At 41.7% G+C, this 16,786-nt stretch carries 11 protein-coding genes; 1 reads left to right on the top strand and 10 read right to left on the bottom strand.

The window, feature by feature from the left end; genetic code table 11:
- Positions 1–91: 91 nt before the first annotated feature.
- The 5 genes from BWI44_RS17330 to BWI44_RS17310 are packed head-to-tail and all read right to left on the bottom strand — an operon-like array spanning position 92 to position 7,692.
- Positions 92–964 (bottom strand): hypothetical protein, encoded by an 873-nt coding sequence (locus tag BWI44_RS17330; RefSeq protein WP_044533471.1) that lies wholly within the window; start codon positions 962–964, stop codon positions 92–94.
- Between the two features lie 12 nt (positions 965–976).
- On the bottom strand, positions 977–1,336 hold the full coding sequence (locus BWI44_RS17325; protein WP_224320780.1) for an SGBP N-terminal domain-containing protein: 360 nt from the start codon (positions 1,334–1,336) through the stop codon (positions 977–979).
- Positions 1,337–1,353: 17 nt separating this feature from the next.
- Positions 1,354–3,159, bottom strand: a complete 1,806-nt coding sequence (locus tag BWI44_RS17320; protein WP_195208784.1) for a RagB/SusD family nutrient uptake outer membrane protein — start codon at positions 3,157–3,159, stop codon at positions 1,354–1,356.
- Between the two features lie 12 nt (positions 3,160–3,171).
- Entirely contained in the window at positions 3,172–6,219 is a 3,048-nt protein-coding gene (locus BWI44_RS17315; RefSeq protein WP_115503082.1) for a SusC/RagA family TonB-linked outer membrane protein, read from the bottom strand.
- Between the two features lie 3 nt (positions 6,220–6,222).
- Positions 6,223–7,692 carry a carbohydrate-binding protein gene (locus BWI44_RS17310; RefSeq protein ID WP_195208783.1) on the bottom strand — a complete coding sequence of 490 codons (1,470 nt, stop codon included), beginning with the start codon at positions 7,690–7,692 and terminating at the stop codon, positions 6,223–6,225.
- A 743-nt stretch (positions 7,693–8,435) separates the two neighbouring features.
- On the opposite strand from BWI44_RS17310, the gene BWI44_RS17305 reads away from it, so the two are divergent.
- Complete coding sequence (locus BWI44_RS17305) at positions 8,436–8,654, top strand: transposase (protein WP_225663110.1); 219 nt, start codon at positions 8,436–8,438, stop codon at positions 8,652–8,654.
- A 467-nt stretch (positions 8,655–9,121) separates the two neighbouring features.
- Here the strand turns inward: BWI44_RS17305 and BWI44_RS17300 are convergent, their stop codons facing one another.
- From BWI44_RS17300 to BWI44_RS17280, 5 genes are all read right to left on the bottom strand, one after another.
- Positions 9,122–9,766 carry a hypothetical protein gene (locus BWI44_RS17300; RefSeq protein WP_195208782.1) on the bottom strand — a complete coding sequence of 215 codons (645 nt, stop codon included), beginning with the start codon at positions 9,764–9,766 and terminating at the stop codon, positions 9,122–9,124.
- Positions 9,767–9,984: 218 nt separating this feature from the next.
- A complete protein-coding gene (locus BWI44_RS17295; protein WP_195208781.1) occupies positions 9,985–11,919 on the bottom strand; it encodes an SGNH/GDSL hydrolase family protein in 1,935 nt (644 codons plus the stop codon).
- Between the two features lie 46 nt (positions 11,920–11,965).
- On the bottom strand, positions 11,966–13,378 hold the full coding sequence (locus tag BWI44_RS17290; RefSeq protein ID WP_195208780.1) for a glycoside hydrolase family 30 protein: 1,413 nt from the start codon (positions 13,376–13,378) through the stop codon (positions 11,966–11,968).
- An 8-nt stretch (positions 13,379–13,386) separates the two neighbouring features.
- Entirely contained in the window at positions 13,387–14,373 is a 987-nt protein-coding gene (locus BWI44_RS17285; protein ID WP_195208779.1) for a family 43 glycosylhydrolase, read from the bottom strand.
- Positions 14,374–14,413: 40 nt separating this feature from the next.
- Positions 14,414–16,786: a glycosyl hydrolase family 95 catalytic domain-containing protein gene (locus BWI44_RS17280; protein WP_286815218.1), complete on the bottom strand. Its 2,373-nt coding sequence runs from the start codon at positions 16,784–16,786 to the stop codon at positions 14,414–14,416.

Here is a 16,786-nt window from a genome sequence, read left to right as displayed (position 1 = left end):
TTTCTGTTGATATAAACGAGCCCAGCCATAAGCCGAGTGTTAATCGGACTTATGGCAGGGCAACTATTAGTGACCTATGTTCTGTCGCATTTTATCTCATCATTTTAATGGTCAATGTAACATCTCCACCCATCCCTGTCGTTAATGATTCAACAAACATCATACCTCGTACAGAATTATCTTCATTCTTAAACAGGTAGGCCATGCCTTCATTCACCGTAGCCGTACTAAAAGTAGCGTATTCAATCATATTGAGATTGCGCATCAATGCATCATTCGTCATATTATCAAACACACTTTTAGTGATGGGTTTTCCCTTTACAGCTGACACACTTACAAAACTGGTAATGTAGTCTGCTTTGTAATCGGGCAAAATATTCTGCAGAATCAAGTCCGACGGAGAAACGAATAGAATCTCTTTTTTACCTATGTTATAGCCGAAACAGAATCCTTTTGGGTTCTTCATTGCTTTCATCTCAGACACAGTATACACTTTTTTGTCCTCGAATGAGAAGAAAAAGCCCAAATAAGGATTATATTGCGCACCCAAAGTCACAGTATAAGTATCAATAGGTTTAGCTATAAAATAGTGAAACGGAGTAGACACTGTATTACCTGCCTGATCGGTTACCATAAAAGGAACGTCAAAATCCTCCGTCTTACCTTTGAGCGGCACAGCTAACTTGAATATCCGAGAGATACTATCTCCTAAAATATCAGATGTCATCACAGAATCTCCCATGGTAAAGGACCGGAATTTTTGCTGGGCATATATTCTACCAACAATGGTATCCACCTTCGCTTCCGGATCATCGGTCAGAGAGAAATCACTCGGATCTATCACATACGTATTTACATCATTATTGAAAAAAATGTATGGAGGCATCGGTGGAAGCGGACCTTCTTCTTCGCATGCAATCAATAACAACGGCAAAAAGAATAGTGCTATAAAATATTTTTTCATATTGCTTACTCTTTAATAATTTACTGTAACTGTATAGACGTTGGTTGTCTCACCATTTGGAGACACAACTGTATATTCAACCGGATTGGTAAAATCTTGCATTGCGCCCGATGCCGGTGTTACTACCGCTCCTTCCGACACAATAATCTCGGGGCGAATAGTCGTTTTATCAATTCCTTCCGGAATGGTAAGTGACACTGTGTGAGCTTCCTGATCGATAGTCGCATCAAAATAAATATTCTGATTCTGATACACTCGGAAGCGGGTTAAATTGGCATTTATGCTTGGTGGAATTACCAATCCGTCTTCGGGTCTTGTGCAACTGCTCATTATGCATACAAGCATAATAAACAGATAGATATATTTTTTCATATTTCTCATTCTATTTATTAATTAGCTGCTGTTGATAACTTAGGCCAGTTCGGATTTTGTTGAAGTGCAGGGTTCATCAAAATTTCTGATGTACCAAGCGGGAATAGATAATCTTTCTTCTGGAAGATCAACGGCCTTTTTACATTCACAATATTATAAAAACCTCCGTCTTGCGGTTTGGGGACATCATATCCTTGGATGTATTTACCATTCATCACTTCTTCTGCTATTCTCCAACGACGGATGTCGAAGAATCGGAAATCTTCAAAAGCCAACTCTACACGACGCTCATGCCAAATCTTTTTGCGCATCTCATCTTGAGTCAGTCCAGTAGGCAAATCAGGCATACCTACGCGGTTGCGAATCTGGTTGACTGCATCATAAACGGCTTGAGAAGGAGTAGCATCAAGTTCATTCTGTGCTTCCGCAAAATTCAACAATAGTTCATTCAAAGCGAAAATACGGGTAAAATTTCTGCGGCAGTTACCACGACCGCCATTGTTTGGATCTGAATCCGAGAACATAGGATCGATGTACTTCTGTAAACAAATTCCAGTGAGAACAGCTTCCGCCCAACCGTGATTATTCGAATCCGAACCGCCAGCCCATGGCTGATAAGTATATTTATCATACTTGGCACCAGGGAATGCGAGAGTAGCCTTGAAACGAGGATCACGATCTTCACCCTGCTTGGCGTTAGTAAAGTCGTAACCACTTTCCGGATCTGAAGGCATCAATCCGCTGGGATACATCTCAAATTCCATAGCCAACTGATAACTACCGTTCATCCAGTGGAAACCATTTTCTGTACGATTTCTCCACTGTGCATTGACTCCTTCCCAACGGCCGTCAATAGTAGGATGAGAAAGCCAAATGATTTCCGGCGTATATTTAAACTGCCTATCAACAAATTTGCGATAATAATATTCCCAAGTACCTGGTTCCAACTCCGGATCGTCAGGTTCAGACTGTGGAGACTCCAAAGAATAGGTGGGATCATCCATAACCTTTTTACAAGCCTCAACAACTTTTCTCCATCTTGATTTGTCATAATTCATATAACACTGGATATCAGTATACTCGGATGATACAGGAGAATCTGTATTAAACAACGGACTGGCAGCCTGAAGACGTAAACGGGCTATACAAGCATAACAAGCTGCACTGGTAGCCATACCCACCTTATTAGGAGTGGCCGCAACATTCGAAGGAAGATCCCTGGCTGCTGTTTCCAATTCGTTACATACCCATTCCACTGACTCTTCAAACGTGTTACGAGGCTGATTGGTCAGCTCTGTATAGTTGTTAGGATCCACAGAATGATCTAAGATAATAACTCCTCCAAAACGTCTGATAAGTTCCTCATAGAAGAATGCGCGTAAAAATCTGACTTGCGCTTTCATCAGAACTTTATCCTCTTCTGATCCCTGCGCTCTATCTATGTTTTCCAAGAACAAATTAGCCTTACGAACTCTCGCATAGGTATTTTTCCAGAAACCGATAGTAGGGATGGAGCCTTCCTCACCATCGCCACCACCGTCATCCGGCGTCCACATACCAAACTGGACTTTGTCCGTCCACAAGGGGGCGTAACCACCGATTCCATCATCTGCAGCACAGTCATATATCACTCCGCGAGCAGTCACATTATAGGCGTTACCATACATTTCAGAGTAGATATCATTCATCACTTTTTTCGCCTCTATCACTGTTGCAAAGGCTTTATCGATATCCATATCATTACTTGCAGGTTTATCCAGATAATCCTGACATGAACATAAGAGCATTGTAAGCCCTAACAATAAATAATTTTTCTTTTTCATTTCATCACTTTTTTAGAATGACACTTTAACTCCGACATTGATCACTTTCATCAAAGGATAGCTGGCATTTGTGTTTTCCGGGTCATATACCGGAACTTTATCCCAAGTCACCAAGTTTATTCCATTGACATAAAGACGAGCATCAGTTCCTCTAATGGCTTTCATCCAACTATCAGGAAGTGTATAACCGATCTCTATATTCTTCAAACGGATGTAGTTACCGTTTTTCAACCAGAAGGTACTGCTTCTATTTCCATCGTTACCTGTCGATCCTATCGCAGGGATAAGACGAGGCAAGCTCGCGTCACGATTCTCCGGTGTCCAGCGATCTAACCATTCAACGATAGGTGTACTGTTTTCGTTATTGAACGGCATATTGGCACCGGTTCTGAAATCATAGTTCACATTGGCTGCTCCCTGGAATAGACAGCTAAAGTCAAAGTTCTTGTACTTGAAGCCCATTTTCACACTGTACATTATTTCAGGAACATTGGTAAATCCTATCGGATGCTGGTCATTATCGTCTATGACACCATCACCGTTGATATCCGCATACTTGATATTACCCGGATAAAGAGGTCCGAACTGAGCGGGACTTCTCAAAATTTCTTCTTCCGACTGGAACAATCCTTCAGCGATAAACCCTCTAGCCTGACCTACGCGGTATCCTACCTGCTGCAAGTATGGATAAGCTCTCGGAGTTTCCGGTCTTTCGAGTATTTTATTGCGGGCAAAAGAGAACATACCACCTACAAAATAATCAAAGTTTTTGTTTAACCTTTCGTGCCATGTTCCGTCCAGCTCAATACCTTTATTTTCTACCTTTCCTGCATTGGCTGTAATCGCAGGTCCTCCATAGGTGGCCGGAACAATATCTATATTGGTAAGGATATTGGTTCTTTTTTCATAGAACACATCAGTGGTCCACTCGAAGCGATTATTAAACCAACGGGAGTCAAAGCCGAAATTGAACTTATGAGCGGTTTCCCACGTCAAGCCAGGATTTCCGTTACGGACTTCTTTCAATCCACCGCCGTTTCCTGTTCCGCCTTTATTGATACCGAATTTAGCATCGCCACCGCCACCCCAACGACTTTCGTAGAAGAAGCGTTCGCCACCAATATTATCATTACCTACCATACCATAACTGGCTCTCAGTTTCATGTAATCCAGCACCTTGTTTGATTTGAACCAATCTTCTTCCGTAAATACCCATCCAACGGAAGCGGAAGGAAAGAAACCGAATCTGTTACCCGGAGCAAAGTTCTCGGAACCATTGTAACCGGCGTTCACTTCAGCCAAATATTTGTCTCTGTAACCATAAGTCACACGCCCTACTATTCCTAAACGGCGATAAGCAACTTCCTGATCGCGTACGGTATTCTCTTGTGCATTCATCAATATCAAACCGGAAACGGCATGCTGTTTGTCACTACCAAACGTATTGTTATAGCGGATAGAGGGCTCAATTACGTATCTGGTATTGTAGGAATTAATATTTCCTCCAAATCCTAACGGGCTGCCGATTACCATATGAGGATAGGTTTCAACATTAGGACCAAAAGTAAACATATCATCATTCTTATTATGATTATATGTATATAAATTGTCGAAGTCGAAAGAGAAGTCAACATTTACGCTCAATCCCTTTACCCATTCCGACAAGTCGGCGGAAGCACCCAATGTAGCAGTAATAGCCGATTCTGCTTCCTTAGAATATCCATGAGATACCAAATGGGCAAGCACATTGTGATTAGTTGTAGGAGGAGCTCCCCATGTACCATCAGGATTACGAATAGGTGTCACATTGGGACTGGCTACACGGGCACGTTCAAAAATGGCATTCACGCCAGATGATGGACGACGCTTGTCGCCAATTACACCTGCCAAAGTCAATTTGGCTGAGATGACATTATTCAACTGGAAGTCAAGGTTACTTCTGAAGTTATACTTGGTATAGCTTACATTGGTACTATAATTATCATTGTAAGCACCACGACGGAATATACCTTCCTGCCTCAACACATTAGCAGCCACAAAATATTGCATTTTCTCCGATCCGCCTGTAATGCTGGCATTATACTGTTGCATATAAGCATTTTTCTTCAGCACTTCATCATACCAATTGACATCAGGATACAAGAAAGGATTTCCTCCACCATTCTTATATATATTCAACTGATCCTGCGAATATTTAGGAGATTGACCATTGTTCACCAAAGCTTCATTTGTCAACACGGCCATATCATACGCACCTACCAATTCGGGCATGGAAGAGGGCGATTGCAAACCAAAGTCAACTGAGAAGGAGATGACAGGTTTACCCACCGTACCACGCCTGGTGGTAACAAGTACCACACCATTCGCACCACGTACACCATACACAGCTGTAGCCGAGGCATCTTTCAAGATACTGATATTTTCAATTTCCGAAGATTCCATCATAGCAAGTCCTTCCTTACCACGGTCAATACCATCAATCAAAATGAGTGGGTCTTGCCCAGAACCGAATGTACTGATACCGCGAATATATAAGGTCGCCTGATCTGCACCCGGTTCACCGGAACGTTGTACGGTAATCAAGCCCGGTAATCGTCCGGCTAAGGCATTGGACACATTGGACACCGGACTTTGTTTAAGTTCCTTTACTGAAACCGTTGCAATAGCACCTACCACAGAAGCTTTCTTCTGTTGTCCATATCCTACTACCACTACTTCTTCCAGTTGTGTCTCATCCGGAGACAAGGAAATACGGAAGAAATTATCGCTTGCTTTAACTACCTGCAGATAATCTTGATAACCTATATAAGATACTCTTAATGTATCTCCCGTTCGTACATTATCCAACTTAAATAATCCATCCACATCAGTGATTCCACCATTCATCGTACTGGTAGTTACTCGGACTGTGGCACCAATTAATGGCTGATTACTTTCATCCAACACCAAGCCCTGGATTGATTTGGTCTGCTGTGCATGAACAACGCCAGCTATAAGCAGTAATGCGCTTATGCCCACAAATCGTCCAATTTTTCTTTTTATATTTGTTAGTGCTCCCATAGCTTATTTCTTCTTAAAAATAATTTTCTGACAATTCCAACCACCGGGGGTGATATCCACACGTAATTCATGTTGTCCCTTTGTAAGAGAGAGAGTGACAGGGGTTGACGGTCCATAAGAGTCCCAGTTACCAGTACCTACTCCTCCTATTCCGGTTTTGCCCTCTACTTTTTCACCTCCATCTACCGAAAGCCAGAAGGGTTTGTTTGCCTCGTTAGAATAGAACATAAATGCATCATAATCGCCATCTTCAAGCACATTGATAGTATATGTACACCATACTTCGGGACCATCGTTATTACCGAGTAAACTGGTATAAAGATTCCCATCATTGTTACGTTTGATAGCTCCACCATTGCCGCGGTTTTCATTATTGATAAAGTCCGCAGTCGTTAACTGTAACGTACCAGGTACATTGTTGTAAGTCAAATAATCATATCTGGAGATTTCTTTACCACCGGACATGATTCCAATCTGCACAGGGACAAGCCAATAACCATCTGTTTTAGCATCGTTGTTTACCCAAAGGCGTTTCCCTTGTTGCATAGGCATCGCCAACGTTTCCACTTCAGCCGGCACTTCACTGGTAGTTTTGGTCACTTCAGCTCCATCGTAATATAGTACATAACCGTCGATGCCTGTAATAACCGGATCTTTGTGAATTCGAATATATTCAGTAGTTTTATCCGGAATATTATTACTGTTGATCGGTGGATTCAATCCTACAAAGTCTGCTCCATCATCATATCCGTCAATAGTTACTATAGGTGCATTAGCCAATGTTTCTGCTGCTGCAGAAAAATTTCCGGAATAGTCTATAGCATACACTCTCAATGGTTGAGTTATATCACCCATAATAGAAGCAGAAGTCGTTTCTGCATCTACAGTTGTGGATGAAGTACCCAATTCAATCCTAAACTCTTTCACATCATTATCTTCAGGACTTTTCCATACAGCAAAAGCTGTTTCGTCTCCCATTTTATAGCCAGTCAAATCAATTACCGTACCGGGACTCACATTATCATGCACCCATGGTTTGGCGCTAATGGTAACACCATAAGCAAGTTGGCCATTCTTATTCTCCGTTTTAACCATAAATGTGTACTTCTCATAGTTAGTCAATCCGATAAAGACAACTTCTGTATCAGTACCTCCTACTACTTGTTCTTGACCTGTGTTCTGGTTAGTCACATGGATTGCTTTCAACGAGTCTGATAAGGCTACATTCCATGTCAATTTGATTTGTCCGTCAGCTCCCTCAGCAGCCAACTTGTCTACATCACTGGGCGGAATAAATTCAAACTGCCCCGGCACATCGGTCACTGGAAACTTGTACTCCTCACAGGCACAGAGCCCGAATACAAAACATACCAGTGTCGCCACTATCCGATAGCGGCACTGTAGCTTCTGAACACACGGAAAACTCCGAACTCGTTCTTTCTCGCATTTGTTTTTTAAAAGGTGTTTTTTCATAATACACTTTTCGTTTTTTTGTGATTTAATAAACGATTTCTCTTGCTATTAATTAATAACTAGGGGCAAAATTAGAGACAACTCATTAATGAATGATATAAAAATCACATAAAAGAACAATTAATATTACATTAATTTGGGATATTCTAATGTATTTAGTATGAACTTCTACAGCCTTAAAGTAATCAATTCACAAAATTGCAAAGATGGCTTATTTAACGCTTGTATTGTTATCAATGTGATAACATCGGATTCTGAAAGTGGAATACTTAATCCATAAAGATATTGTATCAGGAAGCCATTAATAAACACTCTGAAGTAGCCTACATATAAATCATTCTCAACAATGCGCACTATTACTCTAGACAAGGGACTAAGTAAGTGTATAAAAAGAAGAGTAAAATTAAATCCTGATTTCTGCCATCTTATTTACTAAATCTCAATTAGGTTGAAAGATTCCGGAAGTTTTTTTAAGAAATAATTCATTAATATGAAACCTTACAGAACAAAGGAATAATTTCGAAGGGCAATAAAATCCCCTTCATATTTAACCCTGCATTCTTTTATTGAACAACATAGCATTAATAAAAGAAATACAGGGCTAAAAGACTCTTTATATATTAATTATCACTAGTGAGCACTTTAAATTAAACATCGTTCTTTGAAGTCTTCGATAATCATACAGTTATGCATTTTTCGAGCGTAACGATTTGAATTGATTCATTGTATAATGTAAGACTTCCATGCTGACAATCGTACTGGTAACCAATACTAAAGTACATGACATAAACATGCTGAACGAATTGAGCTATGAAAAGAGAAGCTTCTATATCATGGATAAAGGATACGTTGACTTCACCCGTTTGGATAAGCTTCACGCCAGCGATGCTTACTTCGTTACACGCACAAAGAGTAATATGAGATTTCGCAGGACGTATTCGCCGATAAAACAACCGGAATAAAATGTGGTCAGATTGAAATGCTTGAAATGTATAAATCGATCAAAGCATATCCAGACAAACTCAGGCAAATTAAATTCTATAATAAAGAACTGGAGAGAATTTGTCTTCATCACTAACAATATGGAATCCTCAGCAGAGAAAATTGCTTGGTTATACAAGAACCGTTGACGGGTGCAACTATTTTTCAAATGGACAAAGCAACATCTGAGAATATTTTTTTGAGAGGTACCACAATGAATGCAGTCAAAACGCAAGTGTATTGTGAGATCACAACACACTGTCTGGTTGCCATTGTCATTTACAAATTGAAAGCCAGCCGCCTTTCTTTACGATATTGTACAAATACAAAAACCGTCTTCCAAATGAAACATTTGTAATATAAGCACTTAGCCGCCATAATTACAAAGCACCAAAAAGTTAAATTATAAACAATTAAAAGTCAGCTGGGACTAAGTGCCCAGCAATGACTAATTATATATTTGAGGTTCTTTTGAAGACTTAACCAAATAATCTTCTATATTAATATTAAGATATGCTGTTCTTTCACCGGGAGCAGGATTCGACGGGTGGACATCATCTTTATGAGGATATGCTACAATATCAATCTTTTTCACGTTTTCTCCCAATTTTGGAAACAATAGGCTGACATAGATAGCCTTTCCATTACAATTTTGAATGATCATAAGTTTATCTAGTTTTCCTCCCCCATCATATCCGCGTACCTTATACTTATCTCCTGTTAGCCTATCTACAATAGTGTAACCTTTGCCATAGTTGAGCCATTGCCAATCCCAGTATATGGGTTGCAAAAAAGTAACTTTTGTATCGTTTTCTCTTATTTCTATCGAATGCAAGGAAATATTTGTACCAACAGTCCGGTTATATGGCCATTCGGCTATTTTCAGGCTATCCGTAGGAGCTATATAGGCTACTTTATACAATTTTTGATTTACACTATCTTTACGGAATAAAATTTCTTCAGATAGCGTCTTATTCACGCTGTCTCTCATGGCTTCCAATTCATACAAACTCATAGTTCTCAATGCAGAATTTTGACCAAAAACAATCAATGGGAACATAACAATACATAGGGCAAGTGTGTATTTTTTCATGATATAATTTATTTAGGGTACTTCTAAAAAACATTTCATTCTTTCTTTATTGATCCTTTGCACCAATCCGAAGTGCATTAAAACTCAATGAAGAATCATATTAAAGTTCAAAATATTACTCAGATAAATAATTTTTCTATCTGAAATACAGATCTATCTATTTTATTATTTCAATATATCGAATTAAAGTTGAGCTCTTAACAGATCACATAAAATTCTTATTTATTAACCACAAAGTTCCTTATCTGACATTCCGTACCCAATGAACGGGGATTCTTGTCGGACGAGATACGCAGGCGCAAGGTATGCTCAGTATCCTCCAACTCTGTCTCTAACATGTATACCCATGGAATATACAAGGCTGAGCTCCATGCCGTATAAGTATCCAGTTTCTTGAACGGAGCATTATCCACACTATATTCCAGTATGCCTGCCGACGGTCCGCAGACACAAAAAATCCCGATAGCCCTTCCTTTGAAAGAGAGTGTCAACCGATCACCCGGACGTGCAGCTTCCAACATAGGAACATGCACAAATCCTTTCCGCTTTTCATATTTGTTATCCGGATTCCAATCGTCTGTAATCTTCCATCCACGACCGATACGCGCACGACTGAGAAGGATGAAATGCCCTTTGGTATAACTGTATGGATCGAGTTGCGTAGCAGGAATCTCATGCGGTCGGCGTGTACTTTCAGCATTTATTTCTCGCTGCATCTCATCCAGCAGATTACTAATGGCAGCAGTATAAACAGATTGCCCATAAGGATGGGGATGTGCGTATCCAAACTCTTTCCAAGTAAACTGTCCGTCCTGCAACCGTTCTGAAATCTCTTGTGCCAGGTTGACTGACGACACCCGATAATGATTGGCTACCCGCTCGTGATTTAGAATAGCATCCGGCATCTGCCGTCTGGCGATGATAGGCAGGAAACCGTCCGTTGCAAAATGAGTCAGCACAATATCGGTTTCCGGATTAACTTCCAAAGCATGACGGATTTCCCCCTCCACTCCCCGTACCTGCTCCTCGGGCGTAAAACCATTTGTCATATCGTTTGCAGATCCATCAATGAACAGCAAATCTATTTTACCTTTCGACAATACATCGTTATCCAACCGGAAAGCTCCGGGTGTACTTCCTGTAGAACTGATACCGGCTTCTACAAACTCAAAAGTTGTAAAAGGGAAACGCTGTTGCAACTGTTGTTCCATCATGTCTTTCCACCCCACCATCTCTGTGATGGATCCACCGATAAAAGCTACCCTTCCCCGACGTTCCCGTTCAAACTTAATGAACGAATTGTTCAGACTGCCACGAATGGTGTAGTGCTGAAACTTCTTATGTTCAGGCTGTTGGCGCATAATAAAATCGACCACAGGTTGAGGATCTTCAAGACTATGCGGATGGTGATCGCATCCCGGTTTTATTATCAATTCCACATTTCCACCCAATGCCAGGTAACGTTTACGCATCACCATCATGTTCTCCTCAATCGGTACACTCCGGTCGCTGTCTCCACAAACACTGATAATGGGCACACCCGCTTTGGCCAAAGGCTCCAAATTATCTATGGGATTGCCGTCAAAACGATCAATGGTTTCTTCTGTCAGGTTCCATTCTTTCAACAAAGTTTTCCATGCTGCCTTATGCAATCTCTTCAGGCAAGTGAACACATCACTAAGTGGTGCATCAAGATAAAGGCAAGCAACGTTATCCGGGTTTCGGGAAGCCCAGATGACCGAATAGAGTCCTCCGCGGCTAAACCCTTCCATTACTACTTTAGAAGAAAGCCCGTAATTCTCCACCATTTCCTTGTAGAAACGGTTACCCAATTCAATAGCCCACGGACTGGCATAATCATTTGTAACATCCAGATAAGCCACGTGGAAACCTCTTTCCAACAGGGCTTTATCCACAGCAGGAAACGCATCGAAGAAAGCCGGACGCCATATCCACGGATTACCGGCAGCAGCTTTTTGAGGCACAACAACAATAGCGTCCCGTCCCTGGAATTTAAATTCATAACGGTCTCCTTCATGCCATTTGCTTTTAGAAATACCGTTTTCAATTTTCCCTTGAACGGGAGTTGAGTTAAAGGATATTGCCAGCACCCAAAGCAGGCAAAAGAAATAAGGAAAACTTTTTATGTTCATAGCATTCTCATATACAGGTTATTAAAGAGAAAGCCGGAGGAAGAGATTATTTCTTCCAGCTTACTGTATGGAAAGAGTGAGGTGGCAGAGTCAATGTAACTTTCTGTCCCCCTATTTCAATACTCATCGTCTCTTCTGTATCAGTCACATTGGCAACAATCACACTGACCGTACCATCCGGATTTACGAAAGCCAACATATTTTTATCTGACGGTGTTTCCAGTCTATAAGCACCTGTCTGCACAAAATGCCCTAAATGCTTCATCAGATAAAATTCCGGATTGTACTTCACGGTTTGTTGCTTCTTGTCAATAGATACCATAGAATTCTGATTCCATCCCCAAGGACTGATGCCCGGAGTAGGAAGAATCATATTCCAATAGTGATAAGAATTGATACCATTACTGAAATAGTGCTTCATCAGGTTCCATGTATATTCGGCATAATCCCATGAATTTGCTCCGTTACCACATTCAGTCTCGGTTTGCATCAAGTTCAAATTAGGATATTCACGATGGATAGTCGGAATAGCCTTCTTACCATCCCACTGGAAACCAACGCCTTTAATGTACTTAGCTGCCTGTTCATCCCGCAAAGCAGTGCGCACATAATCCGGATTGGACGTATTGATAGTTCCAAAATAAATATCAGTTTTGATATTTTCCCGCTCGAAAGTCGGTCCCAGATAATGCCCCAAGAAAAAAGTCAGATCTTCCGTGCGCCATTTGCAACTGGGAAAGACCTGGTTGGAACAAGGCTCATTCTGAACATGGATACATTCCAGCGGCAATCCTTCGGCTTCATAAGCTTTGATAAAACGTGCAAAGTAATCGGCATACGTTTTCAAATAACCCTCTTCCATCCGGAAACCAGTACTGAATTCTGCTATAGCTTCACGTGGTAGCAATCCATTCACGTCTTTCTCTCCGGACGGATGAACCGCAGAAGCATAATGATTATTCGTCTTCATCCAAGCCGGAGGACACCAGGGAGAAGCCCAAACACGCAAGTCAGGATTTATCTGACGGGCAGCTTTAATATAAGGAATCAGAATATACCTGTCACGGTCGATATTGAAATTCACCAGGTTAAAGTCTCCTGCAATATCCGCAAAAGAGTAGAAACTCATGGCAAAGTCATTGGCCCCCATCGGAAGACGGCAATAGTCGAAGCAAGCTCCATCTTTGCCAAAGATTGCTTGAAGAACAGCTTCACGATCTTCAGCCGACAAAGCATTCAGCGCATCCCACCCTATTTCATTGAAGCAGCCACCTATACCCGTAATCAACTGTAAGCGTTGAGTCGGGTCAAGCACGATCTCTGCTCTGGTAGTTGCACGTTCCGGCTTTACCTTCTGTTTCACCCACGGAGAAGTCTGAGTGGTAGTATACCACTCGACTTTCTGTGCTGAAACAGTTCCACTCAACAGGAACAATAAAATCAGACTTATTAACCTCATAATCTATCTTATTTTCTTTGTTTCACCATCTGGATAGTTCCATCTTCATTGTAATAAAGTTTATCCACACAAATAGAACGTAGCCAATCATGATTGGATAAAGCACTGTTGTGGTAAAATGCAAACCACTGGCCTTTATATTCTACGATAGAGCCATGATTGGTATAGCTATCCGTAGGTTCCATATAGATACCCATAGATTTCCAGGGACCGAGCGGGTTATCACTGATAGCATAACGCATACGGTTGTCGCCTTTCACGCCGTCGTTCCAGTTTTCATCGTGGTTATCGGAATAAGAGAGATAGTATTTTCCATTATATTTATGAACCCATGTAGCTTCGTGGAAGTCTTCCAGACCTTCCATTTCCTTCATTTCTCCATCCAGTTCCACCATATTATCTTTCAGTTTGCCACCTTTGCAAATCTGACCGCCACCGTTATAGATATAAGCCTGACCGTCATCATCCACAAATACACAAGGGTCGATCAACGGGTCCATTCCTTCGATATATCCCTGCACAGTAAAGTTAGCAGCAGGTTCTTTGCTAGTAGCTACGCCAATCTTCCAACTATTATTCCATTTCGTGTCACTGGGATGCGGGAAATAGAAATAGTACGTACCATCTTTGTAAGCACAGTCGGGAGCCCACATAAATCCGCCTTCTTTGCGCCCCCAGGGAACTTGTGATGAATTCAAAATTTCACCATGATCTGTCCAATTCACCATATCATCTGTAGAGAATACATGGTAACGGTCCATCAAATCGCAACCACGCGGAGGATCGATATCATGCGAAGCATATACATACAAACGTCCATCCGCCCATACATGTGCCGAAGGATCGGCTGTGTACATGTGCGTGATAAATGGATTGGGAGCCATACTGTCAATACCGGCTACTGCTTCTTTAGCCGAATTGCTTTTAGGTGACTGACAAGAGAACATAGTTCCTACCAGGAATAATGCAAAAATAGAATAAAAATGTTTTTTCATAAGTAATGTGTTTTATATTAGTAATTAATAGCAACCGTTGCTATTGATAATCGATTGTAGCTTTATAAGTTTTCCCTTTCTTCAACTGAATAGTACGATCATACGTCTGACCGGCTTTCATTCTTATTTTCCGGTCTTTCGCTGAATATAAATGTACAGACACCTTATTCTGCGAAAGATCCCACGAAAGATGTTCGATGGTAACTCCGCAACGAGTCTTTATTCCGCTGATACAACCTTGCCGGATACCATCTACCAAAGCTGGCAATAAATCAATACCTTCTTCATTGGAGCCAACCAGCATTTCTATCAGTACCCCGGGTACGGAATGACAAACATCAGTACAGAAAGTACCATGGTTCGGATAATGTGCGGTAGACAAACTGTTATAATAGAAATCCTTCTGAGTAAGCGTCATCATTTTCTTCTTTAGCGAAGAGGCATCATGCAGTCCGGCAGCAATCAAGGCAGCGTGAAGATAGCCGTGACCGGCATTCTCGTAATTGTATTGATCACGCATTTGCAGCGCCCTGTGAGCAGCCTTGTAAAGTTCCGGTGTCTCATCTTCCGAGAATTCCCGATAGGGCCATACCATCATCAAATGACTGGAATGACGATGATTATAGCTCTCTTCAAGTCCCGGCCAGCCCCACTCTTTGATGGCGCCATCCTTATTAATCCGATAGGGAGGCAATTCATTCAACAAGCGTCGCCAACGGACTTTACCACCATTTATACCCTGTTCTTCACCCAATAAATCGCATACCTTAACCAATGTAGACAGCAGGAAACGGGCTCCGGAAAGATCAAAAGCGGAATTATTAAGCAAAGATACCCGCAAATTGGACGGTTGGTTTTCCGGTGAAACAGATCCTGCAATAATGTAGTGTCCTTCCTCATCTTTGTACTTCAGGAAGTCTTCATAAAAATCTCCCATACACTTCAGCAAAGGGAACAAACGATTTTTCAGGAAGCCTTGATCTTCCGTTATCAAATAGTGTTCCCAGAAAGGATAAAGTAACCAGGCTTCTTCACCTGTCGCATAATGGTAAGGGTAGAAATCATTGATAGAGGCCATCAGTCCTGAAGAAAGTCCGGGTGTGTTTCCACAGGCCAACATACCCCGACAACCCAATAGTTTGGCAGCATTGGTTTCAAAGTCTTTCCGCCAAACCTCATTCAGATGGAAATAGCCTTCCATCACTTCAGGCATGGCACCCGTATTGCCACCACTGACTTGCAGATTCAAATTGGCATCCAAATGATAGTAACCACCCCATCCGGCATTACAGTCACCAGTCCAGATTCCTAACAAATCAGGAGGAGTCAGTTCGTTTCCGGAAGATAGGAAATGATACCTTCCGGCATCAAAGATACGCTCCCACAAAGCCAGTACAGGCTGGTTGGTATTCTTTTGCTTCTCCAACAGCTCTTCGTTAGATAGTGAGCGTTCCTGAGAAGCCGCGCCCAAATCAATCCACACCCGGTTATAAATAGAGGTGTGGAGAGCTTTATGAGCTTTCAATAATCCATTATAATTGGCACGAACCGCATCAAGCTCTTTTTTCAGAAGTCCTTTATTCCATTCAGCCTCGCAATTCTCCGGATACTTTTGAGTTCGGGACAGCAGAAGGATTTCCGAGGCATCCTTTATGTATAAGGTATCGTTACGCAAAAAAGAAGAGCCCCCTTTCTGTTTCACGCGAATACCTCCTTCATAGCCTATAGTATCCATAGGTGCGGCATAGTTCACACGGATATTCAGATAGTCTTTCGTATGCAGACATTTTGTTTTCAGTCCTTTCGGGAAATTCATCTCTGCGGGCATTTGCAAACTGATGGCACAATTCAGTTTACCAGCAGAAGGTGCCTGTAGTTCGAAGACTGCAACATCGGCATCTCTTGAAACAAACGCCCGACGCTTCCATGCTCCACGTTCATCACTCCACCGGACAGTAATTTCACCGGTTTCATAATTACAAATACGGCGATAATCTCTTACCGCTCCGGAAGCATCCATATCTATTTTAAGTGCAAAGCCCGGATGTCTTCCACCCTCTCCCCCGTCTTGCCAATGCGAGGTACGGACAGCCAAATCATTCGCTTCTTTAAACTTCCCGGTTGCGCAGTATTTCTTTATCAAATCGAGCGTATCACGGGGAACCTCCGCAAACGTACGTGGGTTCTGCCGTGGAAAGTTGAAAGAGCGATCATTGAATACCACCGTTTCATGCAAAGGATTTCCAAAAACCATGATACCCATCTTACCGTTACCTGCCAGCAGAGCTTCCTGCCACTTCGCATAAGTTTCAGGAAAATGAATGGAATATCCTTGACGGACAGCCGGCTGAGCGCATACTCCCAGCGATGCTATACCGATTAATATGGAGTATAGTATCTTTTTGTTCCACAT

Origin of the sequence: Bacteroides sp. Phil13, from assembly GCF_001940965.1 — a bacterium.
Taxonomy (GTDB): Bacteria; Bacteroidota; Bacteroidia; order Bacteroidales; family Bacteroidaceae; genus Bacteroides; species Bacteroides intestinalis.
This window is presented reverse-complemented; position numbering and strand designations above follow the sequence as displayed.